This window comes from Streptomyces roseochromogenus subsp. oscitans DS 12.976 (assembly GCF_000497445.1).
Classification (GTDB): Bacteria; Actinomycetota; Actinomycetes; order Streptomycetales; family Streptomycetaceae; genus Streptomyces; species Streptomyces oscitans.
In genome coordinates, this window is the sequence record NZ_CM002285.1 from 4,334,930 (window position 1) to 4,351,838 (window position 16,909).

The following is a 16,909-nucleotide window of genomic DNA, read 5'->3' on the forward strand; positions in this document are numbered from 1 at the left end:
GGCGTCGACCGGTTCTTCGGCGTGACGTCCGGCTGGATGCGGGACGTGGCCACGGCCCAGGCGGTGCAGCGCCGCCTTCAGGCCTTGCAGTTCGACTGGGCCTCCGAGAGCATCCGGGAGGTCCTGGGCCCGGCGGAGGGCACGGCGAGCGAGGCGTCCGAGCGATGCCTCGGGGTGCTGCGGCGCTTCTCGGAGGACATCACGGAACTGGTGCGCACGGAGACGACCGACTGGATGGTCGAGTTCCGCACCGGGACGGCCCCGCTGGGGATCCAGGCGGCGGTGACATATGTGCCACGACAGGACGCAGCGGGCTCCGGCGGCCGCTTCCCCCTGCCCCCGGCGAACGGCACCCGCCCGAACATGCCCCGCCAGCGCCCACCGGAGCCCCGCTAGGCACGGCCGGGGGCGGGTTTTCACGTGCCCGCGCTGGTGAGGTACCGCCGGACCCGCACCGGACCCGCACCCGGCAACGGCGACGCACCCCGACGGCGCTTCACTGCTTGGTGTACGTCAGGCTCTCCCCGCCGCTCGCCTTCGCCCGCTTCAGGCTGCCACTCGGCAGCAGCGTGACCTCGGTGGCCTCGCCCGGGGTGCAGGAGGTGGCGGGTTCGCCGCTGGTGACAGTGGACGGGCCGATCTCCAACGGGCCGTCCGCGCCGGGCTGTTGAGTGAGTCTGGCTTCGAAGACACAGTGGTACATGCCGCCGTCGTTCGTCGGCCCGTCCGCGATCAGCGTCAGCACACTGTCACCCACCCTGCCCTGCCGGATGGTGAGTTGGCGGGTGTTGATCCCCACGTCGCTGTCGATCGTCGCCTTCCAGGTGCCCAGATAGCCGCCCGGGACGTCCCCGTTCGTGGGCGTGGAGGCCGAGGCGGAGTCGGACGGCGTGGACGCGGTGGGGTCAGGGGTGACGGTGGGCGCGGGAGTGACCTTCCCGCCTCCCTGGGCATGGCCACCGCCCCCGTTGTTCATCAACGCGTACACCGAGCCGCCCGCACCCAGCGCCACCACCAGCGCGACCACGACGAGCAGCACGGTGGACCGCCCACTGCGCCGCTCAGCCTCCGGCGCCCCGCCGTAGGAGGGGTACGGCTGCTGCCCCCCGGCCTGCTGCGGATAGCCGTAAGCACCGCCACCCCACTGGGGATGCTGCTGCGCATACCCGTACCCGAACCCAGGAGCGACCGGCGGAGCCTGCCCCGAAACAACGGTCGGCACATGCTCGACACCACCGACCGGCGCATCAGAGACAGCGGCATGCTCAGGCAGCCCTTCACGGCCGGCCTCCGAGGCACCACCACCCGCCACCGACGGCGCTACGCCTCCACCAGAGCCACCCGCACCCGACAACGACGGCGGTACGGGTGGTGCGGGTGGCAACCCGGACCCGGCCGAGGGCCGGGTACCCCCCGACTCCGTCCCCTCCGGATCCTCAACCTCCAGCAACTGCACGGCATGCCGCCCGAGTTGAGCGACCAACGCCCCCGGCAACCAGGGATCCCGGGACCGCCCCCCGGACACGGTGTCCTCCGCCCCGGTCCGCTCGAGCAACGCGTCCAGCGAAGGCCGGGCCCCCGGATCCTTGCGCAGGCAATCCCGCACCAGATCGGCGATCCCCTCCGGCACCCCCGCCAGATCCGGCTCCTCCTGAGCGATCCGGAACATCAACGCGTGCACGCCACTGTTGTCGGTCCCGAAGGGCATCGCCCCCGTAGCCGCATAGGCGAGCACGGACCCCAGGCAGAACACATCGCACGCCGGCGTGATCCGGTCCCCCCGCACCTGCTCGGGCGCCATGAACCCCGGCGACCCGACCAGCGACCCGGTCCGGGTCAGCCCCTCCCCGCCCAGCGAGGTCGTCTCCAGCGCCCGCGCGATCCCGAAGTCGATCACGCGGGGCCCGTCGATCGTCACGAGCACGTTCGACGGCTTCAGATCCCGGTGCACGATCCCCGCCGCATGGATGTCCTTCAGCGCATGCGCGAGCCCCGCCGCGAGGATCCGTACCGATCGCTCGGGCAGCGCGCCGTGATCGTGGCCGACGACCTGCTGCAGACTCGGCCCGGCGACATATCCCGTGGCCAGCCACGGCACCGCCGCCTCGGTGTCGGCGTCGAGCACGGGCGCGGTCCAATACCCGCCGACCCGCCGGGCGGCCTGCACCTCCTGCCGGAAGCGCGCCCGGAACTCCTCCTGCGCGGCGAGTTCCTCGCGGACCAGTTTCACGGCAACGGTACGACCCCGCTCCGAGCGGGCCAGATACACCTGCCCCATGCCGCCCGCGCCCAGCCGCGCGAGCAGCCGGTAGCCGCCGATGTGCTGCGGATCCCCCGCCCCCAGCTTCTCCATGGCCCACCCGCCTTCCCCCCGTACGCCCCAGACACCCCGTACGCGCCCTGCAGCCACGCATACGTGTACGACGGAGAATAATCCGGCCCCACGGGGGAGTCGCGCGGCCCGGCCCCTACGGTTCAGTAACGGGCCCGCCCGCCCCCTTCGACAATCTGTCGCGGAATCCCCCCGTCCACAGAACAAGACGCCGATAGGCCTTCCGCATCGCGGACATTTACGCTCGGCCGCATGACCCCTCAGCCCAACCCCGACGCCGGCGCCGCAGTGAAGGCCGCGGACCGTGCGCACGTCTTCCACTCCTGGTCCGCGCAGGACCTGATCGACCCACTCGCCGTCGCCGGCGCCGAGGGGTCGTACTTCTGGGACTACGACGGCAAGCGGTACCTGGACTTCACCAGCGGGCTCGTCTACACGAACATCGGCTACCAGCACCCGAAGGTCGTCGCGGCCATCCAGGAGCAGGCGGCCACGATGACGACCTTCGCGCCCGCCTTCGCGATCGAGGCGCGCTCGGAGGCGGCCCGGCTGATCGCCGAGCGGACCCCCGGCGACCTGGACAAGATCTTCTTCACCAACGCCGGCGCGGACGCCGTCGAGCACGCGGTGCGCATGGCCCGGCTGCACACGGGCCGCCCGAAGGTGCTCTCGGCCTACCGCTCGTACCACGGCGGCACCCAGCAGGCGATCAACATCACCGGCGACCCGCGCCGCTGGGCGAGCGACACCGCCACGAACGGCGTCGTCCGCTTCTGGACGCCGTTCCTCTACCGCTCCCGCTTCTACGCGGAGACGGAAGAGCAGGAGACCGCGCGGGCGCTGGAGCACCTGGAGACGACGATCGCCTTCGAGGGGCCGGGCACGGTCGCGGCGATCATCCTGGAGACCGTCCCCGGTACGGCCGGAATCATGGTCCCACCGCCCGGCTATCTGGCCGGTGTCCGGGAGATCTGCGACAAGTACGGCATCGTCTTCATCCTGGACGAGGTCATGGCGGGCTTCGGGCGCACCGGCGAGTGGTTCGCCGCCGATCTCTTCGGTGTCGTACCCGACCTGCTGACCTTCGCCAAGGGCGTGAACTCGGGTTACGTCCCCCTCGGTGGCGTCGCGATCTCCGAGAAGATCGCCGAGACCTTCGGCAAGCGGCCCTACCCGGGCGGTCTGACCTACTCGGGGCACCCGCTGGCCTGCGCCGCCGCCGTCGCCACCATCAACGTGATGGCGGAGGAGGGCGTGGTCGAGAACGCCAGGCGGCTCGGCGAGAGCGTCGTCGGCCCGGCCCTGGCCGAGCTGGCCGAGCGGCACCCGAGCGTCGGCGAGGTGCGCGGTGTCGGCATGTTCTGGGCGCTGGACCTGGTGAAGAACCGCGAGACCCGCGAACCGCTGGTGCCCTACAACGCGGCCGGCGAGGCGAACGCCCCCATGGCCGCGTTCGCGGCCGCCGCCAAGCAGCACGGCGTGTGGCCCTTCGTGAACATGAACCGGACACATGTCGTCCCGCCGTGCACGGTCACGGAGGCCGAGCTGAAGGAGGGCCTGGCGGCCCTGGACGCGGCCCTGACCGTGGCCGACGAGTACACGGCGTAGTCCACGGCGTAACCGGACAGCGGCTGACGTCGGGCAGGCTCGAACGCGTAAGGTGACGTGCTCGTAAGAAGTAGGCGAGTACGTCATCCACGCGCGAGGAGACTCCGACGATGCCCGGCACCGGTGCCGTGACGCGCAGCACCCTGCGCCAGCAGATCGCGGACGCGCTCCGTGACGAGGTGCTGGCGGGGCGGCTGCGACCGGGCCGGGCGTTCACGGTCAAGGAGATCGCCGAGCAGTACGGCGTCTCCGCCACACCCGTGCGCGAGGCGCTGGTCGACCTGTCCGCGCAGGGCATCCTGGAGGCCGACCAGCACCGCGGATTCCGCGTGCCGGAGTACACCCTCACCGACTACCGGAACATGATCGAAGCCCGCAGCCTGGTCACCGACGGCATGTTCCAGGCCCTCAGCACCGGCCACCCCGCCTTCCGCACCCCGCCCCAGGACCCGCGTACGACCGCGGCCCTGGCCACCGTGCGCCGTCGCGGCGAGGAGGCCCAGCGGGCGGCGGCGGCCGGCGACCTCACCATCCTCATCGGCTACGACCTCCGCTTCTGGCGCGAGCTGAGCGCCCTGTTCGGCAATCCCTACCTCGGCGACTTCCTCGACCGGCTGCGTGTGCAGTCCTGGGTGTGCGCGGTGCAGCATCTGCTCCGCCTGCCCGACCTGCGCGGCCGCCTGTGGGCCGGACACACGGACCTGGTCGACGCACTGGCCCGCCGCGAGTCCGACACCGCCCGCTCGATCGTCGCCGCCTCCAACGCCCACTCGCTGGCGCTGCTGGAACACCTGGCCGGTAGCTGAGCGGCCGAAAGGGTATGGGACCCGCACATCACCGATTACCCTGCCCTGACCACCTTCTCTGTGTGAGGAGCCCTCTTTGGCCTGTGACCTGTGGCTGGTGCCGCTCGTGGACGTGTTGTGCCACACCCCGGACAACCCGTTCGCCGAAGAACTCGCGCAGTACAACAACGCGTTGACGGCGGCCGGGCTGCCCCCGGTGCCGGTGTACCAGTACATGCCGGGCCTGTCCGGCGAGGTCGCGCCCGTGGCCGGCTTCGACTACGACGCCCTCCACTTCCTGCGCCGCGCGTATCTCCTCCAGGTGTGCGGGCTGGCGGTGACCCCCGTGGACGAACTGGGCGGTGACTACGAGCAGTTGCTGGAGATGTTCGAGTCCACGGCCCAGCAGTCCCACCTGGTCTGGCACTACGACCACGCGGGCGCGTACGTCCCGGTCGACTTCCCGCAGCCGCTGTCCAACGACGACCTGCTGGCGGGCGGCGGTCCGCTGGGCTCCTCGCAGACGCTGCTGCGGGAGCTGGAGTACGTCGCCCCGACGATCGGCATCGACCCGGCCAACCCCCCGGCGGCCCCGGCTCCGCCCACGGCCCCCACGGAACTGGAGGAACCGGCGATCCCGGCGCCGTACGACCCCAGCCCCTTCGCCCGCGAACGGCACGTATGGCTGGGGCTGCACGCGGCGGCGACCCGCTCACTGGCCCAGGGCTCGATGATCGTCTTCAGCTGAGGCTCACAGAAGTTGTGATTTCACCCACCTGTTCTTGTCGTGGGGGAAATGCACACCTACGTTCGGTGGTATGTCCCCCGACGACCCCGCCTTCGACTTCACCGTCGACCTCAGCGCACACGAGATGCTCCGGCGTACCCACGTCATGGCCGCCCTGGGCCCCGACTGGGACCCCGCGGCGGCGCTCCGTGGCGAGGAGGAGGCCCGGGCGCTGCTCTACTCCGGCCTGGACGCGGAGCAGCAGCGGATCTACGACGAGCTGGTGGCGGCCGGTGTACTCCCCGCGGGACCGAGCGATGCTGCCGCTTGATCCGCAGGCCGACACAGGCCGGCGCGCCTGGGGGATGGACTGCCCGAACTGCGACGACCGGCGCGGGTGGCGCTATCTGCTGTCCAACACCGGCAGCCTGCTGCACCTGCAGTGTCCGGCGTGCCACCATGTCTGGTCGCACGAGACACACTTCGGCGCCACCCGCCGGGCACCCTGACGGTCAGAAGACCGGCGTGCCGTTCTGCGTGAGCTTCCAGTTGGTGACCGCGAAGTCCGCCGGGTTCAGCGTCTTCTTCGCGGTGACGTAGTCGATCATCAGCTGGCGGATCTCGTTGGTCGAGCTGTAGGCGTTCGGCGCCGAGGCGATGTGCGGGTAGCCGGAGCCGCCGTTGGCGCGGTAGTTGTTCACCGCCACGACGAAGACCTGGTCGTCGGCGACCGCCTTGCCGTCGTAGCTGAGGTTCTTGATCCTCGACCCCTCCGGCTGGGCGATGTCTATCTCGTAGTCGACGCCCGCCGCCGTGTCGTACATGTAGTCCCAGAAGCTGTTGGCGTTGGTGAGGGTCGCCGTGTCGACCTTCGTGCCGGCCGGCACCTGGTGGTAGTACTTCGCCGCGTACTCCAGGTAGTCCTTGAGCTGGGCGCCCGTGAGCTTCTTGCCGTACAGGGTGTTGTCGTAGATGTAGAGGCCGGCGATGTCCTTGATGGTGACGTTGCCCTGGGGGATGTCCGCCGTGCGGGAGAAGGGCGCCGCCATCGAGATCAGCGGGAGCGCCGCGTCGGCCGTGGAGAGGCCCGCCTTCACGTTCTCCATCTGCACCTTGTGGATGAAGTCCATGATCGGCACGTCCTTCCAGCAGGACTCCGCCGCCGAGAGGTCCGCCGTGCAGGTGCCGACGGCCGTGTTCACGTACTTCACGACCAGCTCGTGGTCGGCCTCCAGGAGCTGCTTGATCTCCGGGTCCTCGTCCACCGAGTTGGGGTTGAGGGTCTGTGCCTTCTTGCTCGTCACCTTCCACTGCCCGTGGTGCAGTTCGAGCTCGAAGTCGAAGACGCTGAGGCGGTAGCCCCAGCAGTACGGCTCGGACAGCAGGACCTCTTCGCCGGTCTCCGCGTTCTTCACCGTGTAGGACGGAACCTCGACGTGCGTGTGGCCCACCAGGATCGCGTCGATGCCCGGCACTTGCTCCGCGACCAGGTTCGACGCGTTCTCCACGTACGGGAGTTCATCGCCGTAGGAGGACGAGCCGTCCAGGCCCGAGTGGTCGGTCAGGAAGACGACGTCGCAGCCGAGGGCGCGCAGGCGCGGGACGTACTTCTTCGCCTGCTCCACCAGGCCCGGGAACACCATCTTCCCGCTGACGTTGTCCTTGTCCCACAGCGCGATACCGGGGTTGGTGAGGCCGAGGATGCCGACCTTGATGTCGGGCGCGCCGGGGACCCGGATCCGCTTGACGGTGTACGGGTGGAAGGCGGGGCGCAGGGTCTTCGCGTCCAGGGCGTTCGCGCCGAGCAGCGGGAAGTGGCACTGGCTCTCGAACTTGCGCAGCGTCTCGATGCCGTAGTTGAACTCGTGGTTGCCGAGGGCGGCGGCGTCGTAGCGCATGTGGTTCATGGCCACGGCCATCGGGTGCTTGGGGCCCTTCTTGCCGTCGGTGCCGGTGATCGGGTCGACGCGCGCGAAGTAATAGGCGAGCGAGGTGCCCTGGATGATGTCGCCGGCGTCGACGAGCAGGACGTGGTCCTCGCCCTTCGCCTCGCGCTGCTGCTTGATGAGGGTGGCCACACGCGCCACGCCCACCGAGTTGCCGGCCTTGTCGCTGTAGGCGGCGTCCTTGTAGTAGTCCCAGTCGAAGACGTGGCTGTGCAGGTCGGTCGTACCGAGGATGGAGAACGACCAGGTGCGGGGGTGACAGTCCCGCTGCTGCCCGGCCGCCTGCGCGGGGGCCGCCGCGACGGTTCCCGCGGCGGCGACGGCCGCACCGGTGACGGCCGTCTTCTTCACGAACTCCCGGCGGTTCATGGGACTGAGGGGCATTCGAGGCTCCTGGTTGGCTGGAGATTGGCGACGAGCAGTGGCGGTGCAGTGCGGAGGCTACCCGCGTAGATGCTGCTAGCGCCCACGATTGCCGGAAACCAGGAAAAGGTCATGTCCAGGTCAAGGATGGGTCAGTGTGCGTCCCGCGCGAACCCTGGGGAAACGGCCGGTGTCAGAGAGGGCCGATGAGCCTGATCTCCGGCGGCCACAGCACCCTGCTCGCCATCAGCAGGCCTCCTCCGCCTTGCAGCTGGACACACCGGGCGCCCACCACGGCGAAACGCCCGCCGGTCACGCCCGAAGGCGGACCGGCGGGCGCTTCCGCACGCTGTCCGGACAGATGGTGCCCAACAGACGGTGCCTACAGGAACGAGTTGATCTCGATCGTCTCGTCCCGGCCCGGGCCCACGCCGATCGCGGAGATCGGGGCGCCGGACATCTCCTCCAGCGCCTTGACGTAGTTCTGGGCGTTCTTCGGCAGGTCGGCGAAGGACTTCGCCTTGGTGATGTCCTCGGACCAGCCGGGCAGGTTCTCGTAGACCGGCTTCGCGTGGTGGAAGTCGGTCTGGGAGTACGGCAGTTCCTCGACGCGCTTGCCGTCGATCTCGTACGCCACACAGACCGGGATCTGCTCCCAGCCGGTCAGCACGTCCAGCTTGGTGAGGAAGAAGTCGGTCAGGCCGTTGACGCGGGTCGCGTAGCGGGCGATCACCGCGTCGAACCAGCCGCAGCGCCGGTCACGGCCGGTGGTCACACCACGCTCACCGCCGATGCGGCGCAGCGCCTCGCCGTCCGCGTCGAACAGCTCGGTCGGAAACGGGCCGGCGCCGACACGGGTCGTGTAGGCCTTGAGGATGCCGATGACCCGGCTGATCTTCGTCGGGCCCACACCGGCGCCGGTGCAGGCGCCGCCGGCGGTCGGGTTCGAGGAGGTGACGAAGGGGTACGTGCCGTGGTCGATGTCGAGCAGGGTGCCCTGACCGCCCTCGAACAGGACGACCTTGTCGTCCTCCAGCGCCTGGTTCAGGACCAGCACGGTGTCGGCGACGTACGGCTCGATCTGCGCGGCATAGCCCAGCAGCTCCTCGACCACCTGGTCCACGCCGATCGCGCGCCGGTTGTACAGCTTGCTGAGGATCTGGTTCTTGACGTCGAGGGCCGCCTCGACCTTCTGGGTCAGGATCGACTCGTCGTAGAGGTCCTGGACCCGGATACCGACACGGTTGATCTTGTCGGCGTAGGTGGGTCCGATACCGCGCCCGGTCGTACCGATCTTCCTCTTCCCGAGGAAGCGTTCCGTCACCTTGTCGACGGTCACGTTGTACGGCGTGATGATGTGCGCGTTACCGCTGATCAGGAGCTTGGACGTGTCGACGCCACGCTCGTTCAGACCGCTCAGCTCGGAGAGCAGGACCGACGGGTCGACGACGACGCCGTTGCCGATGACCGGAACACAAGTAGGCGAGAGGATTCCGGAAGGGAGCAGGTGGAGTGCGTACTTCTGGTCGCCGACGACGACCGTGTGGCCGGCGTTGTTGCCGCCCTGGTATCGCACTACATAGTCCACCGAGCCACCGAGCAGGTCGGTCGCCTTTCCCTTGCCTTCGTCACCCCACTGAGCACCGAGCAGCACAAGTGCGGGCACGCGCGTACACCCCTTCCGGGCGGGGCATGTCCAAGGTCGGGGGCGTGGGCGTAAGGTTCACCGCCGCGTACCACAGCGACCGCCTTTGGTCGCCAACCGTCGGACCGGATGCCCCGGAATAGACGAAGCCCCTGGCGCAATAGCGCAAGGGGCTCTTGCACAAAGATGCTACCCGAGGAAGCGAGGCAGGACCGAGGTGGCGACTTTCGCGACGTCCGAACAGCTGCTGGTGATCATCGATCCGGCGGCACGGCAGACGGACGGGGAGTCCGTACGGATCGCGAAAGACGTGCTCAGCGCGGGTGCGGCGGCCAAGGTGTGCCTGCCGGAGGGGCCGGAGGAATTCGCCCGCGCGCTGGGCCGACGGGGGTCCAGGAGGCCGGTGGTGGTCGGCGACGACCGGGCGCTGGTGCGGGCCGTGACCCTGCTGCACCGGGCGCGGGAGCTGGCCGGATGCGCGCTGTCGGTGGTCCCGGTGGGGGACAGCGGGCTCGCCGAGTCGCTGGGCGTGCCGGGCGGCGCGGTGGCGGCGGCGCGGGCCGTGCTGGACGGGGCCGAGCGGCGCCTGGATCTGCTGGTCGACGACTGCGACGGGGTGGTCCTCGGCGGGCTGGGCATTCCGCCGGAGCCGGTGCGGGCTGCTGCCGCCGAACCGGTTGCCGTGGCCGCCGACCGGCCCTGGTACCGCTCACTGGTCCGCACCCTCGCCCCGGGCCGGCCCCGGCTGGCCGCCGTACCGGCGCCGGGGCCCTCCCGGCTGCGGGTCGAGGTCGACGGGGAGACGGTGGTGGACCTGGGCCAGCCGGTGGAGGCGGTGTCGGTGACGCCGGGCACGGGCGGGCTGGCACGGGTGGAGGTACGGCCGCTGTCGCTGGGGGCGGAGGCGACCGCGTACCGGGCGTCCGGGCAGACGGTGACGGTGGCCGGCGCGGACTTCCGGTACCGGGCGGACGCGGCGGTGGCGGGGCCGGTACGGCGGCGGACGTGGCGGGTGGTGGAGGAGGCCTGGGGGCTCACCCTGCCCACGGCTTCCTGACCCGTACGACGCCTCTTCCTGACCCGTACGACGCCTCTTCCTGACCCGTACGACGCCTCTTCCTCGCCCGCGCACGGCACCTCTAAAGGTCTGGTGACAAATATTTAACCGCGCCGACCCCTTCCCGTGCCCCCACTTCGTCCACCATCCTGCTCCAGCAGGACACACCGGAGACCCACCACGACTCATGGACCGGACACGGAGGGGGCCACCCGATGGCAGTGGACGAGGGCGTCGCCCCGGCGACGGGCAGTACCGACGGAGAAACGGTTCACCGGCTGAAGCCCAACGCCGTAGGCCTGCTCGGCGTGGTCTTCATGGCGGTGGCCACCGCCGCGCCGATCACCGCGATGACCGGCAATGTGCCCTTCATGGTGTCGTCCGGAAACGGGATCGGGGCGCCTGCCAGCTATCTCGTGGCAATGGTCGTCCTGGCAATCTTTTCCGTGGGTTTCACGTCGATGGCGAAGCACATCACGTCCACGGGCGCGTTCTACGGATTCATCTCATACGGCCTCGGCCGCACCGCCGGACTCGCCTCCGGGCTGCTGGCGACCTTCGCGTACGTCGTCTTCGAACCGGCGCTGATCGGCATCTTCTCGACCTTCGCCACGACCACCCTGAAGGACCAGACGGGCGTGCACGTGCCCTGGTGGGCCTTCGCGATCCTGATGCTCGCGATCAACGCGACCGGCACCTGGTTCGGCATCAGCGTCGCCGAGAAACTGCTGGTGCTGCTGCTGGCGACCGAGGTGACCGTGCTCGCGGCCATGGCGGTGTCCGTCGCCTTCCACGGCGGCGGCCCGCACGGGTTCTCCCTCGCGCCGGTCGACCCGGTCAACGCCTTCAAGGGCACGTCCGCCGGGCTCGGGCTCTTCTTCGCCTTCTGGTCCTGGGTCGGATTCGAGTCGACCGCGATGTACGGCGAGGAGTCCCGCGACCCGAAGAAGATTATCCCCAAGGCGACGATGATCAGCGTCCTGGGCGTCGGCGTCTTCTACGTCTTCGTCTCCTGGATGGCCATCATCGGCAACGGCGAGACCGAGGCCGTGAAGGCGGCCTCCTCCGCGAACCCGCTCGCGCTGTTCTTCAACCCGACCGAGCGCTATGTCGGCCACTGGGCCGTCGACGTCATGCAGTGGCTGATGATCACCGGCTCACTGGCCTGCGGCATGGCCTTCCACAACTGCGCCGCCCGCTATCTGTACGCCCTCGGGCGGGAGGGTGTCCTGCCCTCGCTGAGGAACACCATCGGCCGCACCCACGCACGGCACGGCTCCCCGCACATCGCCGGGCTGGTGCAGACGGTCGTGAGCGCCGTACTGATCGCCGCGTTCTGGATCGCGGGCAAGGACCCGTACAACGCGCTCTACGTCCTGCTGGCCATCCTCGGCACGATGGCGATCCTGATCGTGCAGGCCGTGTGCTCCTTCGCGGTGCTCGTCTACTTCCGCCGGAACCACCCCGACAGCCGCCACTGGTTCCGCACGTTCGCCGCTCCGCTCGTCGGGGGCATCGCGATGCTGGGCGTGGTCGTGCTGCTGGTGTCCAACATGAGCGCTGCGGCGGGGCCGGAGTCCGGGTCACTCCTGCTCAAGGCGACGCCTTGGCTGGTGGCGCTGGTCGCGGCGACCGGCGTGGGCTACGCCCAGTACCTCAAGCGGTGGGCGCCCGAGCGGTATGCGCTGCTGGGGCGGACGGTGCTGGAGGAGACGAAGGAGCGGTAGCCCTCCGGGACCGGCGGACTCAGCCCTCGCCGAAGGTCTTCTCCCGGTGGACCCGCCACCGCTCCATCCCTTCGGCGGCTCGGCCCTGGTCATGCTGCTGGCCGGGCTGGGCTTCGCCGTCGGCTACGGCAAGCAGATCGGGCCGGTCCTCGGCGCCTGTCTGCTCCAGGTCGCCGCCGTCCGGGTCATCGGCGCGGCCGCCGTCCTGCTCTTCGCCGTCCTGCTCTTCGGCGTCCTGCCACAGGGCGCCATGGCAGCGTGGGGCGTGGCCGGCGCGGTCCTCCTGATCGGCTGGACCGGCCCCGCCCTGAACGCCCCCCGGCCGATCCTGGACCTCTCCCCCTTCGCCCACCTGCCCAAGCTGCCGGGCGGGGGCATGCAGTAGGGTCCGGTGCCGCTCCTGCTGGGGCCGGCCGCAGTGCTGGTGGCGGTGGGTCTCGCGGGTGTGCGCCGGAGGGACGTGGCCTCCTGAGGGGCCGGGGTGATCACCTCACCTCGACGCTCAGCCCCTGCAGCCCCCGGATCACGAAGTTCGGCTTGCGCTCCGGCTCCGCCGCCAGGGCCAGGGTGGGGGCCTGTTGGAGGAGAGCTGTCATCGAGGCGGCCAGCTCGACACGGGCCAGGGGTGCGCCGATGCAGTAGTGGATGCCCGCGCTGAAGGAGATGTGCGGGTTGTCGGTGCGGGTCAGGTCCAGGCGGTCGGGGTCGGTGAAGACGGCCGGGTCGTGATTGGCGGAACCGAAGAGCATGGCGATCTCCGCACCCCTCGGGATCGTCGTACCGTCGATCTCGATGTCGTCCAGCACCCAGCGTTCGAAGAGCTGCAGCGGGGTGTCGTAACGCATCAGCTCCTCGATCGCCGAGAGGACGAGCGCGTGGTCGGCGCGGAGGGCGGCGAGCTGGGCGGGGTTGCGGAACAGCGCCCACCAGCCGTTGACCGTGGCGTTCACCGTGGCCTCGTGCCCCGCGTTGAGCAGCAGCACCGCCGTGGAGATCATCTCCTGCTCGGTCAGCCGGTCGTCGTCCTCGTCGTGCGCCGCGATCAGCCCGGAGATCAAGTCCTCCCCCGGCTCCTTGCGCCGCGCGGCGATCAGCTCCCGCAGGAACTCCGAGAACTCCACCGAGGCCCGCACCGCCTTCGCGGCCGTCTCCTCGGACGGGTTCAGCTCATACATCCCGCAGATGTCGGCCGACCAAGGCCGCAACTGCCCTCGGTCCCCCTCCGGAATGCCCAGCATCTCGGCGATCACCGCCACCGGCAGCGGCTCCGCCACATCGGTGAGGAGATCGCCACCGCCGTCGCGGACCAGCCCGGCCACCAAGTCGCTTGCCAGGTCCTGGACATACGGCTGCAGCCGCTCCACCGTGCGCGGTGTGAACGCCTTCGACACCAGGCGCCGGATCCGGGTGTGGTCCGGCGGCTCCAGGTCAAGCATCCCGTGGTCGTTGAGCGTGTGGAACGGCTCATGCTCCGGCGAAGGCGCGCTCCGGCCGAACTCCTCGTGCGAGAACCGGTGCTGATACGTCCGCCCCAGCCGCCGGTCCCGCAACAGCGCCGAGACGTCCGCGTGGTGCGGGATCAGCCACTGGTCGGTCGCCTCGTACCGGATCACCCTGCCCCGAGCCCGCAGCTCGGCATAGGCCGGGTACGGGTCGGCGAGGAACGCCGGGTCCCAGGGGTCGAAGCTCGGGTCAGTGGAACCAGCCATGCCGGGACGCTAACCCGCCGGACCAGCACCTGACCAGCACCTGACCAGCACCTGACCAGGGTCTGGGGCCCTGGACGGCTCCCGGCGCGCTCAGCCTCGGTCTCGTGGCGGACCCTCACGTGCGCGCCCGCCGTCAGCCCGGTGTCACCAGGCGGGCCTCGTAGGCGAACACCGCTGCCTGGGTGCGGTCTCTGAGGCCCAGCTTCACCAGGATGCGGCTCACATGGGTCTTGATCGTCGACTCCGCCACCACCAGCCGCTCGGCGATCTCCGCGTTCGACAGGCCCTGGGCGATCAGGACCAGCACCTCCGTCTCCCGTTCCGTCAGCTCGCCGTAGGACCCCTGGGCCGCCGGCATCAGGCGCGGGATCTCCGCCAGGCGGGAGAACTCCGTGATCAGGCGTCTGGTGACCGAGGGGGCCAGGAGGGCCTCGCCCGACGCCACCACCCGGACACCGTCCGCCAGTTGGCGCGCCGAGGCGTCCTTCAGCAGGAAGCCGGAGGCTCCCGCCCGCAGCGCCTGGTACACGTACTCGTCCAGGTCGAACGTCGTCAGGACCAGTACCTTCGCCCCGTCGTCCGCGGCGACTATCGCGCGAGTCGCCTCGATGCCGTTCAGCTCCGGCATCCGGATGTCCATCAGAACGACGTCCGGAGCGAGTTCACGGACCCGTTCCACCGCCTCCCTTCCGTTGACGGCCTCGCCGACGACCTCGATGTCCGGCATCGCGTTCAGCAGGACCGAGAAGCCCTCACGCACCATCATCTGGTCGTCGGCTATCAGTACGCGGATGGTCATGTGTCCTCTTCGATCACCGTGGCGGTCGGTACGGGAAGGAATACCGTCAGCTCGTAACCGCCGTCCTCCGTCGGGCCCGTCGTCATCTCGCCGTTCAGCATCGAGACGCGTTCCCTCATGCCCGTGATGCCGTGTCCGGCGCCCGGCGAGGGCTTTATCAGGTGGGGGGCGGGCGGCGGGGAGTTGACTATGCGCAGGCCCAGGCCGCCCAGAACATAGCCGATCTCCACGCGGGCGCTCGCTCCCGGTGCGTGTCGCAGGGTGTTGCTGAGGGCCTCCTGGACTATGCGGTACGCCGACAGCTCCACACCCTGCGGCAGTTCGCGCACCGCACCGGTCACCGCCTTCTCCACCGTGAGGCCCGCCTCGCGCACATTGGCGAGCAGTCCGTCCAGGTCGGCCAGGGTCGGCTGCGGGGCGTCCGGCGCCGCGTAGTCCTCCGCGCGCACGACACCGAGGACCCGGCGCAGCTCGGTCAGGGCCGCCACCGCGTTCTCCCGGATGGTGGCGAACGCCTTCTCCAGCTCCTCCGGCGGGTTCTCCACCCGGTAGGGCGCGGCCTCCGCCTGGATGGCGACCACCGACATGTGATGGGCGACCACGTCGTGCAGCTCGCGGGCGATGGTCGTGCGCTCCTCCAGCAGGGTGCGGCGGGAGCGCTCGTGCTCGGTGACCGTCTGCTGGGCGGTCACCTCCTGCGCGGCCTCCCGGCGTATGTGCCAGACCGCGACGATCAGCAGGATCAGGGCGGACAGGAACAGCATCGGGGTGACATTGGTGTCGTACCGGTGCCCGCCGAAGGCGTTGCCGAAGACGAAGCCGTAGACCGCGGTCATCACCCACATCGAGGCCGCGGTGCGCGGGCGGGTGCGCAGTGCGACGACCGTGAGCACCACCAGGTGGGCCAGAAAGCTGCCCGGCAGCCACGGCCAGTCGGACCAGCCGCCCCGGCCGAGCACGGCCGCGACCGTGCTCGCGCCCAGCGAGAACCAGAACGCCCCCACCGGACGGACCAGCGTCAGCAGGACCGGCGCCAGCGCCAGCAACCCGCACAGCAGGACGAAGAGACCGGAATCGAAGGAGCTCGACAGGGCGAGCGTCATCGACATCACACCCAGGGCCGCCACCACCGCGTGCGGTGTCCAGCCCGCATACCACCGCGGACTGCCGGACAGGCGGCGGGTCAGCGGACCGTCGACGCCCATGCGGGGCAGCGGGCGGTAGGCGAAGGCGTCCTGGAACAGGTCCTGCCGCAGGCCGCGCAGGGCGTCCGCGGCGAGCCGGAACTCCGGGCTGCGCGGCCGGCCGGCCGCGCCCGGCGGTGTCGTCTGCGTGTGCGTCGTCTCGGTCACGTACAAAACGGTAGGCGGGCGGCGGGGTCGTGGTCGTCACCTTGGAGGGGGGTCCTCGGGGATCCCTCTCAGGTACTACGGGTCGTCCCGCAAGGGCGCGGGGCGACCGAGGAGTCAGCGGCCGCCGGGGCGGACCAGGCCGGACTCGTAGGCGAAGACGGCAGCCTGGGTACGGTCCCTGAGCCCCAGCTTCACCAGGATGCGGCCCACGTGCGTCTTCACGGTCTGCTCGGCCACCACCAGCTGCTCGGCGATCTCCGCGTTCGACAGGCCCTGCGCGATCAGCGCCAGCACCTCCGTCTCCCGTTCGGTCAGGTCGCCGACGCGCTGCTTGAGCGGGGCCCGGCGGCTGCCGTCCAGACGGGAGAACTCGGCGATGAGACGGCGGGTGATGCCGGGTGCGAGCAGGGCGTCGCCCGCGGCCACGACCCGTACCGCCTCGGCGAGCTTGTCCGCGGAGGCGTCCTTGAGCAGAAAGCCGGAGGCCCCGGCCCGCAGCGCCTCGTACACGTACTCGTCCAGGTCGAACGTGGTCAGCACCAGCACCTTCACGGCGGGATGCTCCACGGTGATCCGGCGGGTCGCCTCGATGCCGCCGAGTTCGGGCATCCGGATGTCCATCAGCACCACGTCCGGCGCCAGCTCGGCGGTCCGGGCGATCGCGTCCAGACCGTCCACCGCCTGCCCGATCACCTCGATGTCGGGCTGGGTGTTGAGCAGCACGGTGAAGCCCTGCCGGACCATCTGCTGGTCGTCGGCGATCAGTACGCGGATGGTGCCGGCGCCGCTCGTCATGGGGTCTGTTCTCCTGTCGGGGCCTGGGGCTTGCGGGTCGGATGCGGAAGGGGCGAGGGCCGGG

The 16,909-nt window shown here is 70.1% G+C and carries 15 protein-coding genes and 1 pseudogene; 9 read left to right on the forward strand and 7 right to left on the reverse strand.

What is annotated here, in order from left to right:
* A partial coding sequence (locus tag M878_RS68380; protein ID WP_023547906.1) for an SLATT domain-containing protein occupies nt 1-396 on the forward strand: 396 nt, incomplete at its 5' end.
* A gap of 100 nt (nt 397-496) precedes the next feature.
* Here the strand turns inward: M878_RS68380 and M878_RS68385 are convergent.
* Entirely contained in the window at nt 497-2,353 is a 1,857-nt protein-coding gene (locus M878_RS68385; protein ID WP_023547907.1) for a serine/threonine-protein kinase, read from the reverse strand.
* 231 nt (nt 2,354-2,584) lie between these two features.
* Between M878_RS68385 and M878_RS68390 the strand changes: the two genes are divergently transcribed.
* The 5 genes from M878_RS68390 (at nt 2,585) to M878_RS68410 (ending at nt 5,961) form a co-directional block, all read left to right on the forward strand.
* Nucleotides 2,585-3,940 (forward strand): aspartate aminotransferase family protein, encoded by a 1,356-nt coding sequence (locus tag M878_RS68390; RefSeq protein WP_023547908.1) that lies wholly within the window; start codon nt 2,585-2,587, stop codon nt 3,938-3,940.
* A gap of 110 nt (nt 3,941-4,050) precedes the next feature.
* Entirely contained in the window at nt 4,051-4,746 is a 696-nt protein-coding gene (locus M878_RS68395; protein ID WP_023547909.1) for a GntR family transcriptional regulator, read from the forward strand.
* Nucleotides 4,747-4,822: 76 nt separating this feature from the next.
* A complete protein-coding gene (locus M878_RS68400; RefSeq protein WP_023547910.1) occupies nt 4,823-5,473 on the forward strand; it encodes a hypothetical protein in 651 nt (216 codons plus the stop codon).
* A 70-nt stretch (nt 5,474-5,543) separates the two neighbouring features.
* Nucleotides 5,544-5,783, forward strand: coding sequence for a DUF6400 family protein (locus M878_RS68405; RefSeq protein WP_023547911.1), 240 nt, complete (start codon nt 5,544-5,546; stop codon nt 5,781-5,783).
* Entirely contained in the window at nt 5,770-5,961 is a 192-nt protein-coding gene (locus M878_RS68410) for a hypothetical protein (protein WP_023547912.1), read from the forward strand. The genes M878_RS68405 and M878_RS68410 overlap by 14 nt, the downstream gene beginning before the upstream one ends.
* A gap of 3 nt (nt 5,962-5,964) precedes the next feature.
* Here the strand turns inward: M878_RS68410 and M878_RS68415 are convergent, their stop codons facing one another.
* Together M878_RS68415 and M878_RS68420 are read right to left on the reverse strand one after the other, a co-directional pair.
* Nucleotides 5,965-7,782 carry a bifunctional metallophosphatase/5'-nucleotidase gene (locus M878_RS68415; RefSeq protein WP_031225238.1) on the reverse strand — a complete coding sequence of 606 codons (1,818 nt, stop codon included), beginning with the start codon at nt 7,780-7,782 and terminating at the stop codon, nt 5,965-5,967.
* Between the two features lie 361 nt (nt 7,783-8,143).
* Nucleotides 8,144-9,427: an adenylosuccinate synthase gene (locus tag M878_RS68420; protein ID WP_031225239.1), complete on the reverse strand. Its 1,284-nt coding sequence runs from the start codon at nt 9,425-9,427 to the stop codon at nt 8,144-8,146.
* A gap of 196 nt (nt 9,428-9,623) precedes the next feature.
* Here M878_RS68420 and M878_RS68425 point away from each other — a divergent pair, with 196 nt between their 5' ends.
* From M878_RS68425 to M878_RS68435, 3 genes and pseudogenes are all read left to right on the forward strand, one after another.
* Nucleotides 9,624-10,463 carry a diacylglycerol kinase family protein gene (locus tag M878_RS68425; RefSeq protein ID WP_023547916.1) on the forward strand — a complete coding sequence of 280 codons (840 nt, stop codon included), beginning with the start codon at nt 9,624-9,626 and terminating at the stop codon, nt 10,461-10,463.
* 215 nt (nt 10,464-10,678) lie between these two features.
* On the forward strand, nt 10,679-12,190 hold the full coding sequence (locus M878_RS68430) for an APC family permease (RefSeq protein ID WP_023547917.1): 1,512 nt from the start codon (nt 10,679-10,681) through the stop codon (nt 12,188-12,190).
* A gap of 70 nt (nt 12,191-12,260) precedes the next feature.
* Nucleotides 12,261-12,662 (forward strand): annotated as a pseudogene (locus tag M878_RS68435) (ABC transporter permease); the annotation flags it as partial.
* A 13-nt stretch (nt 12,663-12,675) separates the two neighbouring features.
* Here M878_RS68435 and M878_RS68440 read toward each other — a convergent pair.
* The 4 genes from M878_RS68440 to M878_RS68455 form a co-directional block, all read right to left on the reverse strand.
* Nucleotides 12,676-13,899 (reverse strand): cytochrome P450, encoded by a 1,224-nt coding sequence (locus tag M878_RS68440; protein ID WP_023547919.1) that lies wholly within the window; start codon nt 13,897-13,899, stop codon nt 12,676-12,678.
* A 133-nt stretch (nt 13,900-14,032) separates the two neighbouring features.
* Entirely contained in the window at nt 14,033-14,698 is a 666-nt protein-coding gene (locus M878_RS68445; protein WP_023547920.1) for a response regulator, read from the reverse strand.
* On the reverse strand, nt 14,695-16,050 hold the full coding sequence (locus tag M878_RS68450) for a sensor histidine kinase (protein ID WP_031225240.1): 1,356 nt from the start codon (nt 16,048-16,050) through the stop codon (nt 14,695-14,697). The genes M878_RS68445 and M878_RS68450 overlap by 4 nt, the downstream gene beginning before the upstream one ends.
* A gap of 114 nt (nt 16,051-16,164) precedes the next feature.
* Nucleotides 16,165-16,845: a response regulator gene (locus M878_RS68455; protein WP_023547922.1), complete on the reverse strand. Its 681-nt coding sequence runs from the start codon at nt 16,843-16,845 to the stop codon at nt 16,165-16,167.
* Nucleotides 16,846-16,909 lie beyond the last annotated feature (64 nt).

What these genes read in the sequence shown, in the direction of transcription:
- M878_RS68385 (WP_023547907.1), bottom strand. Translation starts at nt 2,353, where the DNA reads ATGGAGAAGCTGGGGGCGGGGGATCCGCAGCACATCGGCGGCTACCGG.
- M878_RS68390 (WP_023547908.1), top strand. Translation starts at nt 2,585, where the DNA reads ATGACCCCTCAGCCCAACCCCGACGCCGGCGCCGCAGTGAAGGCCGCG.
- M878_RS68395 (WP_023547909.1), top strand. Translation starts at nt 4,051, where the DNA reads ATGCCCGGCACCGGTGCCGTGACGCGCAGCACCCTGCGCCAGCAGATC.
- M878_RS68405 (WP_023547911.1), top strand. Translation starts at nt 5,544, where the DNA reads ATGTCCCCCGACGACCCCGCCTTCGACTTCACCGTCGACCTCAGCGCA.
- M878_RS68410 (WP_023547912.1), top strand. Translation starts at nt 5,770, where the DNA reads ATGCTGCCGCTTGATCCGCAGGCCGACACAGGCCGGCGCGCCTGGGGG.
- M878_RS68415 (WP_031225238.1), bottom strand. Translation starts at nt 7,782, where the DNA reads ATGCCCCTCAGTCCCATGAACCGCCGGGAGTTCGTGAAGAAGACGGCC.
- M878_RS68430 (WP_023547917.1), top strand. Translation starts at nt 10,679, where the DNA reads ATGGCAGTGGACGAGGGCGTCGCCCCGGCGACGGGCAGTACCGACGGA.
- M878_RS68440 (WP_023547919.1), bottom strand. Translation starts at nt 13,899, where the DNA reads ATGGCTGGTTCCACTGACCCGAGCTTCGACCCCTGGGACCCGGCGTTC.
- M878_RS68445 (WP_023547920.1), bottom strand. Translation starts at nt 14,698, where the DNA reads ATGACCATCCGCGTACTGATAGCCGACGACCAGATGATGGTGCGTGAG.
- M878_RS68455 (WP_023547922.1), bottom strand. Translation starts at nt 16,845, where the DNA reads ATGACGAGCGGCGCCGGCACCATCCGCGTACTGATCGCCGACGACCAG.